Origin of the sequence: Rhizobium sp. SEMIA4064, assembly GCF_003025035.1 — a bacterium.
In the GTDB taxonomy this organism is placed as follows: domain Bacteria; phylum Pseudomonadota; class Alphaproteobacteria; order Rhizobiales; family Rhizobiaceae; genus Rhizobium; species Rhizobium paranaense.
The window spans coordinates 1-17,604 of the sequence record NZ_PYJN01000005.1 but is presented as its reverse complement, the minus strand read 5'-3'; the positions used below and the strand labels follow the sequence as shown (position 1 = coordinate 17,604).

19 protein-coding genes and 1 tRNA gene are annotated in these 17,604 nt (G+C 59.5%); 11 read left to right on the top strand and 9 right to left on the bottom strand.

Going from position 1 to position 17,604, the window contains the following annotated elements; all coding sequences use genetic code 11:
• Positions 1–86 precede the first annotated feature (86 nt).
• Positions 87–1,070, bottom strand: a complete 984-nt coding sequence (gene mbfA, locus C9E91_RS01850; RefSeq protein ID WP_107106680.1) for an iron exporter MbfA — start codon at positions 1,068–1,070, stop codon at positions 87–89.
• A 235-nt stretch (positions 1,071–1,305) separates the two neighbouring features.
• On the opposite strand from mbfA, the gene C9E91_RS01845 reads away from it, so the two are divergent.
• Both C9E91_RS01845 and C9E91_RS19690 read left to right on the top strand, forming a co-directional pair.
• Positions 1,306–1,773, top strand: coding sequence for a group III truncated hemoglobin (locus C9E91_RS01845; protein ID WP_107106679.1), 468 nt, complete (start codon positions 1,306–1,308; stop codon positions 1,771–1,773).
• Positions 1,774–1,801: 28 nt separating this feature from the next.
• The gene (locus C9E91_RS19690; RefSeq protein WP_181315989.1) at positions 1,802–2,143 is read left to right on the top strand and encodes a hypothetical protein; all 342 of its coding nucleotides are present in this window, start codon (positions 1,802–1,804) and stop codon (positions 2,141–2,143) included.
• Positions 2,144–2,342: 199 nt separating this feature from the next.
• On the opposite strand, the gene C9E91_RS01835 is transcribed toward C9E91_RS19690, so the two are convergent.
• Both C9E91_RS01835 and C9E91_RS01830 read right to left on the bottom strand, forming a co-directional pair.
• Positions 2,343–3,257, bottom strand: a complete 915-nt coding sequence (locus C9E91_RS01835) for an EamA family transporter (RefSeq protein WP_107106678.1) — start codon at positions 3,255–3,257, stop codon at positions 2,343–2,345.
• A gap of 97 nt (positions 3,258–3,354) precedes the next feature.
• Positions 3,355–4,380, bottom strand: a complete 1,026-nt coding sequence (locus C9E91_RS01830; protein ID WP_107106677.1) for a histone deacetylase family protein — start codon at positions 4,378–4,380, stop codon at positions 3,355–3,357.
• A gap of 152 nt (positions 4,381–4,532) precedes the next feature.
• Between C9E91_RS01830 and C9E91_RS01825 the strand changes: the two genes are divergently transcribed.
• Positions 4,533–5,138: an HAD-IA family hydrolase gene (locus C9E91_RS01825; RefSeq protein WP_107106676.1), complete on the top strand. Its 606-nt coding sequence runs from the start codon at positions 4,533–4,535 to the stop codon at positions 5,136–5,138.
• 15 nt (positions 5,139–5,153) lie between these two features.
• On the opposite strand, the gene C9E91_RS01820 is transcribed toward C9E91_RS01825, so the two are convergent.
• Together C9E91_RS01820 and C9E91_RS01815 are read right to left on the bottom strand one after the other, a co-directional pair.
• Entirely contained in the window at positions 5,154–5,675 is a 522-nt protein-coding gene (locus C9E91_RS01820; protein ID WP_107106675.1) for a GNAT family N-acetyltransferase, read from the bottom strand.
• Between the two features lie 14 nt (positions 5,676–5,689).
• A complete protein-coding gene (locus C9E91_RS01815; protein ID WP_107107020.1) occupies positions 5,690–6,259 on the bottom strand; it encodes a helix-turn-helix domain-containing protein in 570 nt (189 codons plus the stop codon).
• 164 nt (positions 6,260–6,423) lie between these two features.
• Between C9E91_RS01815 and lepA the strand changes: the two genes are divergently transcribed.
• The 3 genes from lepA to C9E91_RS01800 are packed head-to-tail and all read left to right on the top strand — an operon-like array spanning position 6,424 to position 8,843.
• The gene (gene lepA, locus C9E91_RS01810) at positions 6,424–8,256 is read left to right on the top strand and encodes a translation elongation factor 4 (RefSeq protein ID WP_107106674.1); all 1,833 of its coding nucleotides are present in this window, start codon (positions 6,424–6,426) and stop codon (positions 8,254–8,256) included.
• Positions 8,257–8,313: 57 nt separating this feature from the next.
• On the top strand, positions 8,314–8,544 hold the full coding sequence (locus tag C9E91_RS01805) for a type II toxin-antitoxin system CcdA family antitoxin (RefSeq protein ID WP_107106673.1): 231 nt from the start codon (positions 8,314–8,316) through the stop codon (positions 8,542–8,544).
• Entirely contained in the window at positions 8,544–8,843 is a 300-nt protein-coding gene (locus C9E91_RS01800) for a CcdB family protein (protein ID WP_107106672.1), read from the top strand. The genes C9E91_RS01805 and C9E91_RS01800 overlap by 1 nt, the downstream gene beginning before the upstream one ends.
• Before the next feature lie 4 nt (positions 8,844–8,847).
• Here C9E91_RS01800 and C9E91_RS01795 read toward each other — a convergent pair whose 3' ends face one another.
• Complete coding sequence (locus C9E91_RS01795) at positions 8,848–9,303, bottom strand: GFA family protein (RefSeq protein ID WP_107106671.1); 456 nt, start codon at positions 9,301–9,303, stop codon at positions 8,848–8,850.
• 143 nt (positions 9,304–9,446) lie between these two features.
• Here C9E91_RS01795 and C9E91_RS01790 point away from each other — a divergent pair, with 143 nt between their 5' ends.
• On the top strand, positions 9,447–10,271 hold the full coding sequence (locus C9E91_RS01790; RefSeq protein ID WP_181315988.1) for a DUF8605 domain-containing protein: 825 nt from the start codon (positions 9,447–9,449) through the stop codon (positions 10,269–10,271).
• 86 nt (positions 10,272–10,357) lie between these two features.
• Here C9E91_RS01790 and C9E91_RS01785 read toward each other — a convergent pair whose 3' ends face one another.
• Entirely contained in the window at positions 10,358–11,086 is a 729-nt protein-coding gene (locus C9E91_RS01785; protein WP_107106669.1) for a type 1 glutamine amidotransferase, read from the bottom strand.
• A 123-nt stretch (positions 11,087–11,209) separates the two neighbouring features.
• Here C9E91_RS01785 and C9E91_RS01780 point away from each other — a divergent pair, with 123 nt between their 5' ends.
• Positions 11,210–11,503, top strand: coding sequence for an Rdx family protein (locus C9E91_RS01780; RefSeq protein ID WP_028750867.1), 294 nt, complete (start codon positions 11,210–11,212; stop codon positions 11,501–11,503).
• Between the two features lie 389 nt (positions 11,504–11,892).
• Here the strand turns inward: C9E91_RS01780 and C9E91_RS01775 are convergent, their stop codons facing one another.
• Entirely contained in the window at positions 11,893–12,318 is a 426-nt protein-coding gene (locus C9E91_RS01775; protein WP_107107019.1) for a BA14K family protein, read from the bottom strand.
• A gap of 188 nt (positions 12,319–12,506) precedes the next feature.
• Here C9E91_RS01775 and C9E91_RS01770 point away from each other — a divergent pair, with 188 nt between their 5' ends.
• From C9E91_RS01770 to C9E91_RS01760, 3 genes are all read left to right on the top strand, one after another.
• Positions 12,507–13,928 carry a phosphomannomutase gene (locus C9E91_RS01770; protein WP_181315997.1) on the top strand — a complete coding sequence of 474 codons (1,422 nt, stop codon included), beginning with the start codon at positions 12,507–12,509 and terminating at the stop codon, positions 13,926–13,928.
• A 92-nt stretch (positions 13,929–14,020) separates the two neighbouring features.
• Positions 14,021–14,107, top strand: a tRNA-Leu gene (locus C9E91_RS01765).
• Positions 14,108–14,217: 110 nt separating this feature from the next.
• Positions 14,218–15,801: a tyrosine-type recombinase/integrase gene (locus tag C9E91_RS01760; RefSeq protein WP_181315987.1), complete on the top strand. Its 1,584-nt coding sequence runs from the start codon at positions 14,218–14,220 to the stop codon at positions 15,799–15,801.
• 125 nt (positions 15,802–15,926) lie between these two features.
• On the opposite strand, the gene C9E91_RS01755 is transcribed toward C9E91_RS01760, so the two are convergent.
• On the bottom strand, positions 15,927–17,219 hold the full coding sequence (locus tag C9E91_RS01755) for a reverse transcriptase domain-containing protein (protein WP_245407403.1): 1,293 nt from the start codon (positions 17,217–17,219) through the stop codon (positions 15,927–15,929).
• Positions 17,220–17,604 lie beyond the last annotated feature (385 nt).

The window sequence follows — 17,604 nt, the reverse complement described above, 5'->3', positions numbered from 1 at the left end:
CGGCCTCGTGGGGCTAACCGGTGGCACCCAGGGGCGTTCCGAATTTTAACATTTCGTGATGGTGGGTTTGTCCTTACCCTCGCATCTTACCCATTTCCGATCAGTATACCTGCGGCAAGCACCAGGGAACCGCCGACGACGACTTGGAAGGCGGCGCGGAGGAACGGCGTCTCCATATATTTGTTCTGAATGAAGGCGATCGCCCAAAGCTCGAAGAAGACAACGATGGCGGCGGTGATGGTGGCCGTCCAGAAATCCGGAATGAGATAGGGAAGCGCGTGACCCAATCCGCCGAGCGCCGTCATGACGCCGCAGGCAAAACCGCGCTTGATCGGCGAGCCGCGCCCGGAAATCTTGCCGTCGTCATGGGCGGCTTCGGTGAAACCCATGGAAATGCCGGCACCGACGGAAGCCGAGAGACCGACGAGGAAGGTTTGCCATGTCTGCTGGGTCGCAAAGGCGGCGGCGAAGATCGGCGCAAGCGTCGAGACGGAGCCGTCCATCAGGCCGGCAAGGCCCGGCTGCACATAGGTCAGCACGAATTTGCGGCGGGCATCAGCGTCTTCTTCTTCCTTCACCGATTGCGGCGTGTGCTTGTCGCCGAGCATACGGGCAATGTCTTCATGCCCTTGTTCCGCCAAGGCCAGATCGCCGAGAAGCTGGCGTGTCGAGGCATCGGCAACCCGCTTGCCGGCCTCGACATAAAAATTGTAGGCCTGCTGCTCCATGCCCTCGGCTTCGGCACGGATGGATTCGAGCGACAGGTTCTTGCGCAGCCAGTCCGGCTTGCGTTCGTAGAAACCGCTGACATGTTCGCGCCGGATCAGCGGGATGCGCTCGCCGAAACGCTTGCGGTGCATGTCGATCAGCGTCTTGCGATGGGTGTCTTCGACTTCGGCCATGTCCTCGAACACCTTGGCGGAGTCAGGATAATTGGCTCTCAGAATGTCGGCATAGGCGAGATAGATGCGCGCATCGTCTTCTTCCGAGGCGATGGCAATGGCGAGAATTTCCTGTTCGGTCAAAGAGGCAAAGGAACGTTTGGGCGAGCGGAAAAACCCGAGCAACATTAAGAATCTCCATCTTTAGAATTATTCTAATCTAAAGTGGCCGATCATACGGGTCAAGCACTAAGGCACGATCCCCAAAGCCGCGATGTGCTTTTCAGACAGGGCTGAACCAACCGCCACTTTGACAGATTGCCGCAACGGCGGCATGACACCTTGGTTGCGCCATGAAAATGCTTAGATAAGGGATCGACAACGCCGTATCTGCGCCAAGTCTGCGCGGCGGCAGGAGCATCACATGGACAGTGACATACAGGGCCGCGCCGCTCATATGGCTGGCATTCGTGAGAGGGCCGAAGCCGAGATGCAGCGCATCGGCATCGATGCCGCCTTCATCGACCGACTTGTCGAAACCTTCTACGGCCGCGTTCAGGCGCATCCCAGGCTCGGCCCGGTTTTTGACGGGCGTCTTGCCGGCCGCTGGCCGGACCATATGGAGAAGATGAAACGCTTCTGGTCGTCCGTCGCTTTCAAGAACGGCGCCTATGGCGGCAAGCCGGTGCAAGCTCATCTCGGCGTCGAAGGCATGGCGGCCGATCTCTTTCCGGAATGGCTGGCGCTGTTTTCCGAAACACTTGCCGACATAGCACCCTCGGACGAAGCCAGGGCCTGGTTCATGGCCACGGCCGAACGCATCGCCAAGAGCCTGACGCTATCGCTCTTCTATAATCCGGCGCTCGACGATCCCGCGAAGAAGACGGTTTAACGCGCACCCCACGAGAGTGTGGAATTCGATGGCAGACGCCACCAACCATCGTGGTGGCGTCCGCGCCAGCTCTGCGCCAAAACCGGGCAAGCTCACCTTCTTGGCACTATCGCCGTCTATTGATGCGGTGCATATCCACAACGCGGCCATCGCGTTGCCGTACGCTAACCTCGAACCGGTTACCGCCCCTCCAGGCACGATAAACGAAGATACGACCACGGCAGTCGATCCGCCTGATGTCCCTAAAACCGCGGTTGCGGAGCAGCCTCTCGCCTTGGCTGCAGCTAATCCCTCTGCCTCTATTGAGATTGGTGCCGACGCTGATGGAGACGTGCGTCTGTGCGCTTGCGACGGTCGGCACGGCTATTGATGTGACGGACAGGCCGACAGCCAGCGCTAATGACAGGAACAACGATGATCTAGGCAAGGTATCCTCCCTTGATAACGAGTTCAAAACCCCACGACGCTTTCCCCGGAGAATTATACAACCGTGGGAGTAGGAGCGATAGAGGGTCGCGCAAGTATAAGCCTCAAGGAGCGAAGCCAAGAGATCGCGATGCGCCTTGCGCTCACCTTTTGGTGGCGAAAATCGTTGCCCCGATGCTGGCGGTGACGACGAGCGCCGTGCCGAACATTTGCGATGCTGTCATCGGTTGCAACAGGATAACGAAGCCGGCAACGGCAGCGATGGCGGGCTCGAGACTCATGAGGATGCCGAAGGATGAGGTCGGCATGCGCCGCAGCGCGACCATTTCCAGCACATAGGGGAGAAGCGGAACGAGCAGCGCCAGACCGGCTATTTCAAAGAGGCCAGAGGCCGTCAGATGAGGGGCGGCGGAAGCAAAGCCGAAGGGTGTCGAAACGACCGCCGCCACCAGCAGCGACATGGAAAGCCCTTCGAGGCCCTTGAAGGCTTTGCCGACCTTCTTCGTCAACAGGATGTAGCAGGCCCAGCCCACCCCCGCACCACAGGCAAAGAGGATGCCCGGCAGATTGCCGATCCATTCTTCGCCGTCATAGGCCAATAGCAGAACGCCGATGCCGGCGAAGACAGGCCAAAGAAGCTGACGGCTCAGCCCGAAGCCGAGGGTCGCGACGAGCAGAGGCCCGAGAAAATCTATGGCGACGGCAAGACCCAACGGAATGCGCGCAATCGCCGAAAAGAAGGAAGCCGTCATCAACGCCGATACGGTGCCAAGTGCCAGCACGCTGATCCATTGCGAGCGGCTGTAGCTCATGATCTTCGGCCGGACGATGATCGCCAATGCGGCTGACGCGAAGACGAGCCGCAGCCACGTCGCGCCGACCGGTCCGTAGGCGTTGATGATCGGAGACGACAAGGCCGAGCCGAACTGGATGCTGCACATGGACATCACGCACATGAGCACTCCGGCAGCAATGCCGCCGGAGGATGGCGCAACATCCGGATGCGGCATCAGCGCCGCGCCGCCATCCGTACCACTTTCGATAAGCGTCTGATCCATGACCTCTCCCATCACGCGGACTTTTTAGAGGTCTCGCCGTATGCTGGCAAATTCAAACTTTTCATCCTGCGATCAGGCGCTTTGATGCAAGACCTTTTCAGGCTTCCAGGCCCTTCAGCACATTGGCGACGTTCAGGCCGATTTCCGGCACGCCGTAGCCACCTTCCATGCAGGTCAAAACCGGCAGGCCGGCACTGGCAACGAGCTTGCCCATGCGAATGAAATCCTCCGAAGTCAGCTTGAAGAAGGAAATTGGATCGCGCTCGAACGTATCGACGCCAAGCGAAAGCACGATCGCCTCTGCACCGAAATCCTTGATGCCGCTGAGAGCATCGGCAAGCGCTGCCGACCATTGTTCCCAGGTCGTGCCGCGCGGCATGGGGTAATTGCGGTTCGTCCCCAGCCCTTCGCCTTCGCCCTCCTCGTCGGCATGACCGAGAAAATAGGGGAAGGCATGGATGGGGTCGCCGTGCAGCGACGCGGTGAAGACATCGCCGCGCCGATAGAAGATATCCTGCGTGCCGTTGCCATGATGGAAATCGACGTCGAGCACGGCCACTTTCTTCGCGCCGTGGTCGCGCAGCCGCTGCGCGGCGACGGCGGCATTGTTGATGAAGCAATAGCCGCCGAAGAGATCGAAGCCAGCGTGATGGCCAGGCGGGCGGCAGAGCGCGAAGGCAAGGCGATTGCCGGCATGGAGCCAATCGGCGCCCGTCAATGCGCAGCGCATCGATGCCACGGCCGCCTCATAGGAACCCTTGGTGATCGAGGTATCGGCGGCGTTGGCATAATGGCCGATCATGCCGACGATGTTTTCCGGCACGCGCTGGCTGGTGCGCCGCACCGGAAAGGAATTGGCGATCGCCTCACCCTTGTAACCGGCCGCGACCCAGCGCTCCCATACTGTTCCCAGGAAATCGAGATAGGCCGGACCATGTACCTTGCGCGCAGTTTCCAGCCCATGCGTCTCGGGTGGAACGACATCGGTGAAACCCGCCTCCTTCACCGCCGCCAGAATCCATTCGGCGCGAAACGGCGCTTCGAAAGGCGTCACGAGCTGGCCATCATGCAGCTCGGTTTTGGCGTCCCTCAGCTTGTGGTCTTCCGAATAGATGACGCGCATGGCAGCCTCCTGTCGCCGGCTAAGTTTCTTCTTTGGTGCATAGGCTTACACGGGTTGAAGGACGGAAAAAAGAACCGCCCGCACTCTTGATCGTCCGGAAAAACAACGCCACCTTCCGCAGGCCTTTCAGTCAACTGGGAGATTCGCGCCGCATGAAAGTTCTGATGGTGGATGTCGATGGCGTGCTGGTGCATGGCCGACCCGACGATGGCCTGCATTACTGCACCTATCTGGAACGCGATCTCGGGCTGCGGCTCGATGTGCTTCAGGAAGAATTCTTCAAAACCCATTGGAGCGATGTCGTTACCGGCCGCGATGATCTCGAACCGCGGCTTGCCAGCGTTCTGGAGAAAATCGCACCCGGGCTCAGCGCCGCAACGCTGATCGACTATTGGTTCGCGAACGATTCCGGCCTGAACCGGACCCTGCTCGCCGATCTCGCCGCGCTCAGGGCAAAGGGCATTCCGATGTATCTGGCGACCAACCAGGAGCATCGCCGCGCCGCCTATCTGATGGAAACGCTCGAACTTTCCTCCTATTTCGACGGCATCTTCTATTCCGCCATGCTGGGATACCAGAAGCCCGCGCCCGAATTCTTTCGCCTGGCGACCGAGCGCGTCGGCATTGCGCCGGACGAGATCGCCTTCATCGACGACTACCCCGCCAACATAGAAGCCGCGCGGCAATTCGGCTGGAAGGCAATGCATTGGGCGCCAGGATCGAGGCTGGAAGACGCCCTTGCGGTATTTTCACAGTGACAATGCCGATCGCGCTCAAGCCGCGATGCGCTTGTAGAAGATAGTCGTGTCGCAGAGCCCGCCCTCGGGCCACATTGCATAATCGGGGATGACGCCGACACGCTGCCAGCCGAGGCGCGGATAGATAGCTTCGGCATCGCTGCCGGTTGCCGTGTCGAGCACCAGCAAGGTCTTCCCAAACCTTACCGCCTCGCGCTCGGCCGCTTCCATCAACAGCCGGGCAAGGCCCTTGCCGCGGGCGCGGCGATGCACCAGCAATTTCTTCAGGTCGCCGCGATGTGGCTGGTTCGGCATCTGCGCGGCGCCGACCTGGACGGTGCCGACGATCTTGCCCTCGATGACCGCAACGAGCAGAAGCGTCGCACCCGCCTCGACGCTGTCGGCCACATCACGCCAATAGGGTGAAGCATCATCGGGTCTATAGGGCTGCATGAAACCGACGGAAGCGCCGCCATTGACGCAATCGGCAAGCACCTCGCAGAGATCGGCGGAGACGGCGCGGGCTTCGGAGGCGGAAAGAAGATGAATATCGGGCATGAAAATATCCTCGATTATGACCGGGGCCGATCGAGGACGACGCAGTAACGCGCCGGCTTGTCGCCCGGATTATAAAAAACGTGGCCGTCGCCGATGCCCATGAACAGGCAGTCGCCGGGCATGAGGCGATGCACGGTCTCGCCGACCGTCATTTCCATTTCGCCTTCGAACAGCCAGACATGCTGGCTCATCCCGCGGCTCGCGGCATTGGGTGGAAAGCTGACGCGGGCGCCGGCGGGAAAGCTGACCTCGACGAGATCCACGGGCGATTGCGTGCCAGCCGGGGAGACAGCCCGGCGGACATAGCCGGTTTCCGGATCACGCCAGACCGGCTGATCGTTGCGGCGGGCGAGCGGCGACACGTCCTTTTCCTCCTCGGCGAAGAAGGCGGAAAGCGACAGGCCGAGTGCCGCGCAGAGCCGAGCGAGCAAGGAAGCCGTCGGGCTCGCCTCTGCCCGCTCGATGCGCGAGATCATTGCACGGCTGACGGCCGAAGCGGTCGCCAGCTCATCCAGGGTCAGGCCGCGGGCAATCCGCAACTCTTTGATGCGTGCGCCAATGGCGCTTTCGAGATCATGTTCCATCATCTTCACCAAAATTCTATCATAGAAGAAATACACGATCAAATGATGGAATCAAGCCGGGTAAGGCCCCCGATCGCGGCAGCACCCCCAAATGCTCTTGGGCATGCGGATATCCCTAACAAAACCCTGCTTTTCCGCTTTGCGGCGCGGGGCGGCGCTGCTATATGGCGCGCATGAGCACCAATTCCACCACTCCGCTTTCGCATATCCGCAACTTCTCGATCGTGGCCCATATCGACCACGGCAAATCGACGCTGGCCGACCGCCTGATTCAGACGACGGGCGGCCTTGCCGAACGCGAGATGTCGGAGCAGGTGCTGGACAATATGGAGATCGAGCGCGAGCGCGGCATCACCATCAAGGCCCAGACCGTGCGCCTGCACTACAAGGCGAACAACGGCGAAACCTACATCCTCAATCTGATCGACACGCCCGGACACGTCGACTTCGCCTATGAAGTCTCGCGCTCGCTGTCGGCCTGCGAAGGCTCGCTGCTGGTGGTCGATGCGTCGCAGGGTGTCGAGGCGCAGACGCTTGCCAACGTCTATCAGGCGATCGACAACAACCACGAACTCGTCACCGTCCTCAACAAGATCGACCTGCCGGCGGCCGAACCTGACCGCATCAAGGAACAGATCGAGGAAGTGATCGGCATCGACGCCTCCGACGCCGTGCTGATCTCGGCCAAGACCGGCCTCGGCATTCCCGACGTTCTCGAAGCCATCGTGCACAAGCTGCCGGCGCCGAAGAGCGCGGGCGGCGAAAAGGCGCCACTGAAGGCGCTGCTGGTCGATAGCTGGTACGACACCTATCTCGGCGTCATGGTTCTCGTGCGCATCATCGACGGCACGCTGACCAAGGGCCAGACCATCCGCATGATGGGCACGGACGCGAAGTATCAGATCGAGCGTGTCGGCGTTCTCACGCCGAAGATGGTGGCCGTCGACAGCCTCGGCCCCGGCGAGATCGGCTTTATCACCGCCTCGATCAAGGAAGTGGCCGACACCCGTGTCGGCGACACCATTACCGAGGACAAGCGCCCGACCGCCGAGCCGCTGCCGGGCTTCAAGCCGGCGCAGCCTGTCGTGTTCTGCGGCCTCTTCCCGGTCGATGCCGCCGAATTCGAAGACCTGCGCTCGGCCATGGGCAAGCTGCGCCTCAACGACGCCAGCTTCTCCTTTGAAATGGAATCCTCGGCCGCTCTCGGCTTCGGCTTCCGCTGCGGCTTCCTCGGCCTGCTGCATTTGGAAATCATCCAGGAACGCCTGGAACGCGAATTCAATCTCGACCTGATCGCGACGGCGCCTTCCGTCGTCTATCAGCTCACCATGACCGACGGCACCGAGATCGAGCTGCACAATCCGGCCGACATGCCCGACGTCGTCAAGATTTCCGAATTCCGCGAACCGTGGATCAAGGCGACGATCCTGACGCCGGACGATTATCTCGGTTCGATCCTGAAGCTCTGCCAGGACCGCCGCGGTATTCAGACCGAGCTGACTTATGTCGGCAACCGCGCCATGATCACCTACGACCTGCCGCTCAACGAAGTCGTCTTCGACTTCTACGATCGCCTGAAGTCGATCTCCAAGGGCTATGCCTCCTTCGACTACAGCCTGACCGACTACCGCGAGAGCGATCTCGTCAAGATGTCGATCCTCGTCAATGCCGAGCCGGTGGACGCGCTCTCGATGCTCGTGCACCGCTCCGCCGCCGAAAAGCGCGGCCGCGTCATGTGCGAGAAGCTGAAGGACCTGATCCCGCAGCACATGTTCCAGATCCCGATCCAGGCCGCCATCGGCGGGCGCATCATCGCCCGCGAGACAGTGAAGGCACTGCGCAAGGACGTGACCGCCAAGTGCTACGGCGGCGACGCCACCCGCAAGCGCAAGCTGCTCGACAAGCAGAAGGAAGGCAAGAAGCGCATGCGGCAGTTCGGCAAGGTCGAAATCCCGCAGGAAGCGTTTATCGCTGCGCTGAAGATGGGCGACGAGTGAGGGCTTCTCAATAAAGAATTATGCGCATATAGTTTGCGCATAATTTGAGGAACGCCCATGGCTCAAACGACGCGCAAAGCCGCAAACTTGTCTCTGGACGAGAGCCTTATCGCAGATGCCCGCGAATTGAAAATCAATATCTCGCGTGCGGCCGAAGATGGCATAGCGCGCGCCATCAAGGCTGAGCGCGAGCGCCTATGGCTTCTGGAAAATGCTAAGGCAATCGAACAAGCCAATGCCTATGTTGAAAAACATGGTCTGCCGTTTGGAAAGTATCGGCAGTTCTGATGGCAAGGTTCCATGTCTATGGCCTCAAGCAAAGTCGAGCTCTCGCGCTGGATCTTCAGTCTGACTTGTTGGAGAGGCTGAGCACACGGATGATGGCGCCTCTGCTTCGCGCAGAAGATGTGTCGACACCAATGGCAAGGCTCAATCCGCAATTCACTATCGCTGGCAAGCCTTACATCATGGCGACCCAACTGATGGCGGCAATACCGCGCACCGAGATCGGGGAGTTGATCACCGATCTGAGTTCGCACGGCGATCAGATTACCGCCGCGACCGACTTTCTTTTCCAGGGCTTCTGATCTCTCAGTTTCCCGCGCCATACTCCTTGATCAGCCCCTCATACTCATTCATCTCGGGCAGCGCGGCATAGCTGTGAACCGCAGGGGTCGTCACCCAGGGCAATTTTTCTCTTGTCCAGGTCTCGACGAAAGGCGTGAACCAGCGGGGATCGTCGAGCATGGTCGGGCGCAGGTTCACGAACCAGTCGAATCCTTCCAGGCGGGTGAACATCCAGCTCATGCAATAGGGGCAGAAATAATGCTTGAGGTTTTCGTCGTGCATCCCGCCGATAACAGGTTCGCCATGCGTGACTTCGAAACCTTCGCTCGGGATCGCGACGCTCAGCGAATAGGCGCTGGATGACATGTGCTGGCAGCCAGTGCAGTGACAGGCCATGGTCAATAGTGGCTTGGCGCTGACCTTGATTCGTATCTGCCCGCAACGGCATCCGCCTTCCCAGGGTAATTCTGGCTGGGTCATGATCTCGCCTCCTCCGGTTTCTATGAAATCTAGTGGCCTTGACGCCGTTGTCAAAGCCATCGTCAACGTCGCTCGGCCGTCATAATCTGACATTGCCTGCCGCTTGTTTTCACGACACCATGGCAGCGTTCGGAGATGTCCCGATGTTGAAACCACGATCGATTGCCATCGCCTTCGCTCTCGCAGTCATCAACGAGGCAGCCGTCGCTCACGCCGATGATCACAGCCGGCTTTACCAAGCGCAGGCAATCGTTACCGGCACTGGCGCCGTCAATCGCGAACTCGGCTTCAAGGATTGCCTGGGGCGGGTACTTATCAGGGTCAGCGGCGATCAGCGTGTGACGACGGAGAATGCCTTTCAAGCGATGCTGCCGCACGCCGGCTCCTTCGTCGCGACCTACAGCTATCGCGATCGCCTGGAAGGTACGCCGATCCATGACGAGCAAGGCACCCACGACCGGCCGCAGGACCTCACTTGCATCTACATGCCCGATACCATCGATCAATTGCTGTCTACGCTCGGGCACAAGCCATGGCTGTCACCGCGCCCGAAACTCGCGATTTTCCTGGTCGTACGCGATGCGCGACGCACTTTCGTGCTGACCCGCGACGGTGACGAAAGCCCTTATATGATCGACGCTTTCGAAGCGGCCGCCAGACCGCTTGCCATGGCAATCATTGTGCCCAACAAGGCAATGCTGGTCAGCCGGGGTATCGCCACAACCGGTTTGGCGGGGACGGCACAGCAAGAACTCGATGCCTTGGCCAAAACCATCGGCGGCGATGTCGCCCTGGCGGGTTCGCTCGTCTGGAGCGACAAGGATCTCGGCTGGGTCGCCGATTGGTCGATGATGGAAAATGGAAAAATCCATCACTGGCGAATCCGCGGCGTCAGCTTCGATGACGCATTCCGCAACGCCGTAGGCGGGGCGGCACAGATCGCTTCCGGCAATGGAGAGCCGCAATAGATGCGCTAGCCGATTGAACCGCTCTATCTCTTTGTTTTCACGCAATTCCGGACGGAAAACCGCTACGCACTTTTCCTGGAATTGCTCTAAGACGCCGCCTGCAGCTTCGCCTCAGCACCAATCGTCCTCACCCAGGCCCGGGCGATCGCCAGCCCGGCGATCTCAGCCGCCGGCGCATGCTGTGCGGCAATCTCGGCATAGCGCTCCAGCCAGCCGGGCTCATTGCGCTCGATCGATGTCTTGAACTCCGTCCGCCAGCCTTCGACGACGGCGGTATTGGCCTCGAAATGGAACTGCGTGCCGTAGGTTGCGCGGCCGATGCGGAAGGCCTGGTTCCCGGTCACCGCATTGGTGGCGAGGCGCACGGCGCCGGCCGGCAGCGAAAACGTGTCCGAATGCCATTGGAAGATGGTGAAATCGTCGCCGAGTTCGGATAGAAGCGGATCGGCCTTGCCTTCTTCGGTGACGCCGACCGTTTTCCAGCCGAATTCCTGGGCTGCGCCGATGAGGTTTTCGGCCTCATAGGCGCGCGCCAGAAGCTGACTGCCAAGGCAGATGCCGAGCACGGCCTTGTCGGCCTCTTCGAACCGGCGCATGAGCCTTGCCAGCTCCGGCAGATAGGGGTGAGTCTCGTCGTCGCGGGCATTCTGCTCGCCGCCGAGCACGACCAGCGCATCAAACACCGTTAGATCCTCCGGAAGCCCCTCGCCGTCCCATGCGCGGAACCATTCGATCTCCGCTCCCGCCTCCTCCAGCGCGATGCCGAGGGCGCCGAGCGGCGTTTTTTTCATGTTTTCGACGATTGCGACCTGCATTCTCATGAACCCCGAAAATAATTCGGGCAAAGATGAGCATGGGCGGAACGACGACGCAAGAGCCCGGCTTGCGGCCGAATAAAGTTGAGCCTAAATGTCAGCAAACAACAAGGAATCCCAGCGATGACCGACAAGCCGCGCATCACCATTCTCTATTGTACGCAATGCAACTGGCTGCTGCGCGCCGGCTGGATGGCGCAGGAGCTGCTGCAAACCTTCAGCGACAGCGTGGGCGAAGTGGCGCTGATCCCCGGCACCGGCGGCAATTTCGAAATCCGTATCGACGGCGAGCTGCTGTGGGAGCGCAAGCGCGACGGCGGCTTCCCCGGTCCAAAGGAGCTGAAGCAGCGGGTGCGCGATATCATCGATCCCGACCGCGATCTCGGCCATACGGACCGTGGGTCGCTGGAAAGCTGACCACAGCGCTCTCCGGCGCACCTCCCTGGCGCGCCGGCCGACATTGCACCGGCTGACATGTGAGAAGGCGGCCCGCCGGCGCGCCTTCGCTCCGTCACTTATCTTTCCTGCCAAGGCTGACCGTGCTGGTAGCCTGCCTGACCAGAGAGCCCGGCTGCTGCTTTACAGCGACGATCTTGCCCTTCTTGGGTTTTCGCGCTTCGCGACTACTTCTCAATTGACCCTTTGCCATTTTGGGCTCCTTGCTTCGCGCGCGACCTTGTGGAAGCGGCGACATCATAGGGACCGCCCAAGTCGCGAGAAAAGCAAGCGATTTATTTTCGCTTGCTCATATAGACAAGGCGAATAGATGTGCTCCGCGGCAAAAACGGCGCCAGAGGCCCTCCCATTCAATTGTAGGGAGAGCGGCAGGTCTGGAACCCATGGTGAAGGGTGGTGTAGAGATTGGTGCCGGGATTGTAGGTCCGATAGCGTTCGGCGCACCATATCTGATGCCGGGTGCGATTGTTGACCGGCGCCTCATAGTCGGTTTTCGGCGGGACATAATTGTAGCGCGGCGGGTTATAGACCCGAGGATTGTCAAAGCGATTCCTATCGAGGCTGCGCGGCGTATAGGGAATGGGATAGCCCGGCGGGCGATACCATTGCTGCGAGCCAAAGCCGAAGCAGCCGCGACTGTCGCAAACCGTAGGCCCAACCCTCGGGGGTGGAAGGCCCATCTTCGGGCTGTTCGAGGCCGCATTGGCGAGATCTGGCGGCGACAGCAAAACGAGGCTGACAGCGCAGCCGAACGCGATTTTGCCGAAAACGGTCATGACGGACTCCTGTTTCAGGTCGTGGCGACCCAACACCTTTTCCCGCGGCTCGTTCTATATTTGGGCCTTCGCCTGAGGCAAAACCAGGGTCCCGATGGCAGATATCGGCCGCGACCGATCGGTTGATCCTTTTCCTCGCTTGTTCCATAAGAGGCGCAACCTTTCCGAGGAGATTGCACGTGAGCAGCTTGAAATTTGGAACCAGTGGCCTTCGCGGCTTGTCCGTTGATCTCATGGGACGCGCGTCTGCCCTCTATGCCACGGCCTATGCCCGCCATCTCTTGAAGAGCGGCCACGCGCAGCCCGGCGATCTCATCCTGGTCGGCCGCGATTTTCGCGAGTCCAGCCCGGCGATCTCAGCCACCTGCATCGGCGCGCTGAAGCGTGCCGGCCTCACGCCGGTCGATTGCGGCACGCTGCCGACCCCGGCGCTGGCGCTTTACGGGCTGGAGCTCAAGGCGGCCTCGCTGATGATCACCGGCTCGCATATTCCGGCCGACCGCAACGGCATCAAATTCTACCGCCCCGACGGCGAGATCGACAAGCAGGACGAGCTGGCAATCAGCGCGGAAGCCGCAGCGATCGGCGACGCCGACCTTGACGAGGCGCCCGGCGTCGGCGAAGACCGGACCGCGGCGACCGAAGCGCTGTTCTTCGAACGCAATATCGCCCTGCTGCCCGCCGACAGCCTCGCCGGTCTCACCATCGGCGTCTATCAGCACAGCACCGTGGCGCGCGATCTGCTTGGCCTGGTGCTCGCGCACTACGGCGCCCGCGTCGTGCCGCTCGGCCGCTCCGAAAGCTTCATTCCCGTCGATACCGAAGCGGTTTCCGCGGAAACCATCCGCCTGCTGAAGGGCTGGGCGCCGGAGCATGGGCTGGATGCGATTGTCTCCGCCGATGGTGATGGCGACCGGCCCCTTGTCTCCGATGAAACCGGCGAGCCGCTGCGCGGCGATCTGCTCGGCCTCATCGCCGCGAATTTCCTCGGCGCCGAAGTCGTGGTGACGCCGGTCACCTCCAATTCCGGTATCGAAGCCGCCGGCTCCTACGCCGTCACCCGCACCCGCGTCGGCTCGCCCTATGTCATCGCCGGCATGGATGAGGCGCTGGCGGCCGGCAAGGCCAATGTCATGGGCTTCGAGGCCAATGGCGGCACGCTGACGGCAAGCCGTTTCATCATCGAAGGCGAGCAGGTACGCGCCCTGCCGACGCGCGACAGCTTCCTGCCCATCCTCGCGACGCTTTACGCCGCCGCGCGCGCAAAACAGTCGCTGTCTGCTGTTGCCGCCAACTACCGCCTGCCCTTTGCCGCCGCCGACCGGCTGGAGAATTTCCCGGTCGAAACCAGCGCGGCGCTGATGGCTCACTTACGCGCCTCCGACGCCAATCTCGCCGCCTTCCTGGCGCCGGTCGCCGGCGTAGCATCAAAGAGCGACATCGACGGGCTGCGGGTGACGCTGACCGATGGCCGAATCATCCATTTCCGCCCCTCCGGCAATGCGCCGGAGATGCGCTGCTATGTCGAAGCGGCCGACGAAAACGAAGCAAAGGCCTTGCTGGAACAGGGACTTGGCCTCATCCGCGCCTGGGCGGCAGCCCGGGGTTAACCCGGGCATCAACCGCTTTTTTTCAGATTGCCACGAAAACTTCAAAAACCCTGTTGACACCGGAGAGCCACCCCCTTACATGCGTGTCCGTCGCCCAGATGGCGGAATTGGTAGACGCGCCAGCTTCAGGTGCTGGTACCCGAAAGGGTGTGGAGGTTCGAGTCCTCTTCTGGGCACCATTCCATTCAGAACGTGTTGATTGCGTTCAACTTCCTGATATTGCTAAGTCTTTCGCTCACCCACTGCTACACACGGGTGACACACAGTGCATATCAGAATGGCCAGTCCAATGCGCCGCAAAGGCTCTACCTTTATCCAGTTCAGAAAACGTATTCCGAAAGATGTCATCGGTAAGGCTGGCGGCGTAACTCTGGCCATTCCGGTTGGTGATGAAGTCCTCCATATCGTGGTAGGTGACAAGGCTGCCGAGATTACAGGATCGCTGCGGACGCGAGACCCAAGGGAAGCCAAAGAGCGGCAGGCCGTCGCGCTAGCCTATCTGGAGAGCGTGTGGAAATCACTTCGAGAAGGTCCGAAGCGATTAACTCATAAGCAGATCGCAGCGCTTGCGGGGGAAGCGTACAATGCGCTTGTCGCGTCGTTTGAGGATGACCCCGGTTCGTCCGAAACGTGGAAGCAAATCATCCAGCTACACGCAAGGGCCCTGTCAGGGGACCATGATGCGCGTGAGAAGTGGTTCGGCCCCACCGTGGACCAGACCTTGGCGAAACATCGACTCACCATAGACAATGACAGCCGTACCGCTCTCATAGATGCAGTTGGTGTGTCGCTGTCGCTGGCTTCGGTTCGCCTTGCACAGAACGCGGGGGGCGACTACAGCCCTGACATCATCGTGACGCGCTTCCCACCGTTGGAGTTATCAAAGGACGTGAAGGTCGCGAAGCCGCTCCGACAAGGGTCTCAGACGATAACTGGATTGGCTGAAGGCTGGTGGCGCGAGGCCAAGGCGGCAGGCAGGACGGTTAGCACGTACGAGGCCTATTCCAGGGCCGCGAGGTTGCTTTCTGAGTTTGTGGGTCATGACGATGCCCGAGCCGTAACCGAAGACGACATCATAGCGTTTAAAGATCACAGACTTTCGCAAGGCGTCGGCCTCAAGACGATCACGGGCGGCGACCTACCGGGGATACGACAGCTATACGCTTGGGGAATGGCCAACCGGAAAGTGAGCCATAATCCTGCCGAGGGCGTAAAAGTCGCGAAGGTGAAGAAGAAGCGGGCCCGTGATCCTGGCTTCTCCGATCATGAAGCGGTCGCCATTCTGTCCCACGCATTTCATCACAAGCGCACAGGGAAGGCGTCAGAACACCTATCCAATGCCAAGAGATGGCTACCATGGCTCTGTGCCTACACGGGCGCTCGCGTAGGGGAGATGGCACAGCTCCGGAAGCAGGACCTTCGTCAGGAAGATGACCTCTGGATCATCAAAATTACCCCTGAGGCGGGTACGGTGAAGGACGGCGAGTTCAGGGAGGTCCCGCTCCATGAACACCTTGTAGAGATGGGATTTCCTGCATTCGTGTCCAAAGCCAAAGAGGGCTACCTTTTTATGAAGGTGTTTGGTGACACCGAGAAGGCGCAACGAGCAGCATGGCGCACCACCAAGAACCGTGTGACGGACTTCGTTCGCGAAGTTGTCAAAGACCCTGAAGTGCAACCTAACCACGGCTGGCGGCACCGGTTCAGGACCGAAGCCCGCAACGTTGGAATACCACGAGATATCAGCTTCGACATCACCGGGCATGACAGCAAGGATGAGGGCGACAAATACGGCACCGTTACCAACAAGGCCAAGGCGGCTGCTATGGCAAAATATCCGCGATATGAGGTGAAGGCTCTGGAGAGCAAGTAATAGGCCGCAGGGGCTTACTCTGCTTCCACTTAGAGATTAGCCGACCGGAGCAGCGAGAGGGTGGAGATCGTCGCAAAAGGCGACGCATCGGGCGCAATGCCAAGATCGATTGTGCGTAGGAAATGTTACGCCCTAACGCGACAAATCTCTTTCCTTAGCCGCTCTTCAATCGACTGACGCAGCCGGCGCAGTTGCTTAGTAATGGGAGCCCCTAGCTGACCCATCTCTTTTACCGCTCTTTTCGCATAGGTGGTAAAAGTCCATGAGCGATAGTCATGGTATTTTTCATAAAAGTCTTTGACCGATCCAAAGGATTGATAAAGCTGCTCGAAGTCAGCAAGCGCCATTATTTCATCCATGGATTTACCCTGATATCGCTTGATAAGGCGAATAGCGGTTGCTCGACAGATGGATGCTATCTTCCGATGAAGATTGCTCATCGTCTTGTCCCGAATGAATGCGCTCTGTCCATCATAGCGAAACCCAAGATATTCAAAGGGTTTGTTCAGCGCGGGCTTCCCGTTTTTGCCGGTGGCTTTCACAACGTTTACCTGTTGTCGAGCGCCGGTCACACTAAATTGATGGATCGCGGACTTCTCCTCTTTGATAAGGAGACCCGCTCCGTAGACGGATATGGCATTCCGAACACGTTCTTCGAGAGCAATGGCCTGGCTCGCGGATATCGGCGCAACAATCAAAATGTCGTCTGAGTACCGGAAATAGGTCCCCCCGAGTTCAGAGCAGACATCCCTTATAAACTTGTCAAATTCGAGCAAGTAGGCGTTAGCAAGAAGATCGGACAATGGGGCACCTTGGGGAACGCCCTTGCCGGTCTTATTCACCTCGATAATTGACGGGAGAGACCCGTTTCCAGCAATCTTCTCACGAAATTGCTTCCCATTGCAGAGCTGGATGGGGATATCTTGGCGCGAACGAAGGTACCCTTTGCGCACGTTTCCATACCGGTCCTCCTTGTCACCGAAGTACCCCAATCTTTCATAGGCCGTCTTAACGTCAACAAAGGCGTAGCGCGTGATTGCCTCGAACACCTTGTAATGATCGGAAGGCAGCCGCGATTGACCGACGAGGTCGGCCCAAACCGATCGTAGCCGGTCATGGTCCAAGTTCTCAAAGAAGCTGCTTATGTCGAGCGCCACAGCGCAGCAGTTTCCGAGACGTTGTACCGTTCTGAACGCGGAGAGTGCGAAATCAATGTTACTTTGACCGCTTTCGCCGCGGGCCTTTGGAATATGCCTATATGCGATCACCGAGTGATCTAGGCCTTCCGCTTTCAATTTTTGCTCATACGGCTCAGATAGCAGATATCGATAATAGGAGAATATGCAGCTATCCAGCCTTGCTGCAAAGCGAATGGGGCGGTCTTTGGATTTGCCACGCTCTCCCTTGGGCGCAAACATAGTCCACCTTTCATCATACTTGAGGAAAGGAAAGAACTTGTGTGTGGCAACTCGTTGTGGGGATTTGGCGAACTTCTCTGCTTCTGTAGCCGTAATCGGTGCGTCAAAATGCGGGTATAGTCGGATAGAGGGGGACCATGGTTTCACGACGAACCTTTGTGCGAGAGGGGACAAGAGCACCGTGTGCTTCCGGTTATGCTCTCGTCCCCGACTGTTGATGACGGGTCTGTGACACCCTAAGGCACGAATAATCGAGATTATGGACTATATAGACTGTCTGAAGATATTCTCTTCAGGCGCCTTGAGCGTCCAGCTTCACATGGAGGTCCAGATGGACATCGCAATGATCGCGCTGGCTGCCTTCGGGCTTGACAGCTTCAAGCAA

Bases quoted from the DNA above. Each gene is read 5' to 3' on its own strand.
- mbfA (WP_107106680.1), bottom strand. From the start codon at position 1,070: ATGTTGCTCGGGTTTTTCCGCTCGCCCAAACGTTCCTTTGCCTCTTTG.
- C9E91_RS01845 (WP_107106679.1), top strand. From the start codon at position 1,306: ATGGACAGTGACATACAGGGCCGCGCCGCTCATATGGCTGGCATTCGT.
- C9E91_RS19690 (WP_181315989.1), top strand. From the start codon at position 1,802: ATGGCAGACGCCACCAACCATCGTGGTGGCGTCCGCGCCAGCTCTGCG.
- C9E91_RS01835 (WP_107106678.1), bottom strand. From the start codon at position 3,257: ATGGATCAGACGCTTATCGAAAGTGGTACGGATGGCGGCGCGGCGCTG.
- C9E91_RS01830 (WP_107106677.1), bottom strand. From the start codon at position 4,380: ATGCGCGTCATCTATTCGGAAGACCACAAGCTGAGGGACGCCAAAACC.
- C9E91_RS01825 (WP_107106676.1), top strand. From the start codon at position 4,533: ATGAAAGTTCTGATGGTGGATGTCGATGGCGTGCTGGTGCATGGCCGA.
- C9E91_RS01820 (WP_107106675.1), bottom strand. From the start codon at position 5,675: ATGCCCGATATTCATCTTCTTTCCGCCTCCGAAGCCCGCGCCGTCTCC.
- C9E91_RS01815 (WP_107107020.1), bottom strand. From the start codon at position 6,259: ATGGAACATGATCTCGAAAGCGCCATTGGCGCACGCATCAAAGAGTTG.
- lepA (WP_107106674.1), top strand. From the start codon at position 6,424: ATGGCGCGCATGAGCACCAATTCCACCACTCCGCTTTCGCATATCCGC.
- C9E91_RS01805 (WP_107106673.1), top strand. From the start codon at position 8,314: ATGGCTCAAACGACGCGCAAAGCCGCAAACTTGTCTCTGGACGAGAGC.
- C9E91_RS01800 (WP_107106672.1), top strand. From the start codon at position 8,544: ATGGCAAGGTTCCATGTCTATGGCCTCAAGCAAAGTCGAGCTCTCGCG.
- C9E91_RS01795 (WP_107106671.1), bottom strand. From the start codon at position 9,303: ATGACCCAGCCAGAATTACCCTGGGAAGGCGGATGCCGTTGCGGGCAG.
- C9E91_RS01790 (WP_181315988.1), top strand. From the start codon at position 9,447: ATGTTGAAACCACGATCGATTGCCATCGCCTTCGCTCTCGCAGTCATC.
- C9E91_RS01785 (WP_107106669.1), bottom strand. From the start codon at position 11,086: ATGCAGGTCGCAATCGTCGAAAACATGAAAAAAACGCCGCTCGGCGCC.
- C9E91_RS01780 (WP_028750867.1), top strand. From the start codon at position 11,210: ATGACCGACAAGCCGCGCATCACCATTCTCTATTGTACGCAATGCAAC.
- C9E91_RS01775 (WP_107107019.1), bottom strand. From the start codon at position 12,318: ATGACCGTTTTCGGCAAAATCGCGTTCGGCTGCGCTGTCAGCCTCGTT.
- C9E91_RS01760 (WP_181315987.1), top strand. From the start codon at position 14,218: ATGCGCCGCAAAGGCTCTACCTTTATCCAGTTCAGAAAACGTATTCCG.
- C9E91_RS01755 (WP_245407403.1), bottom strand. From the start codon at position 17,219: ATGTTTGCGCCCAAGGGAGAGCGTGGCAAATCCAAAGACCGCCCCATT.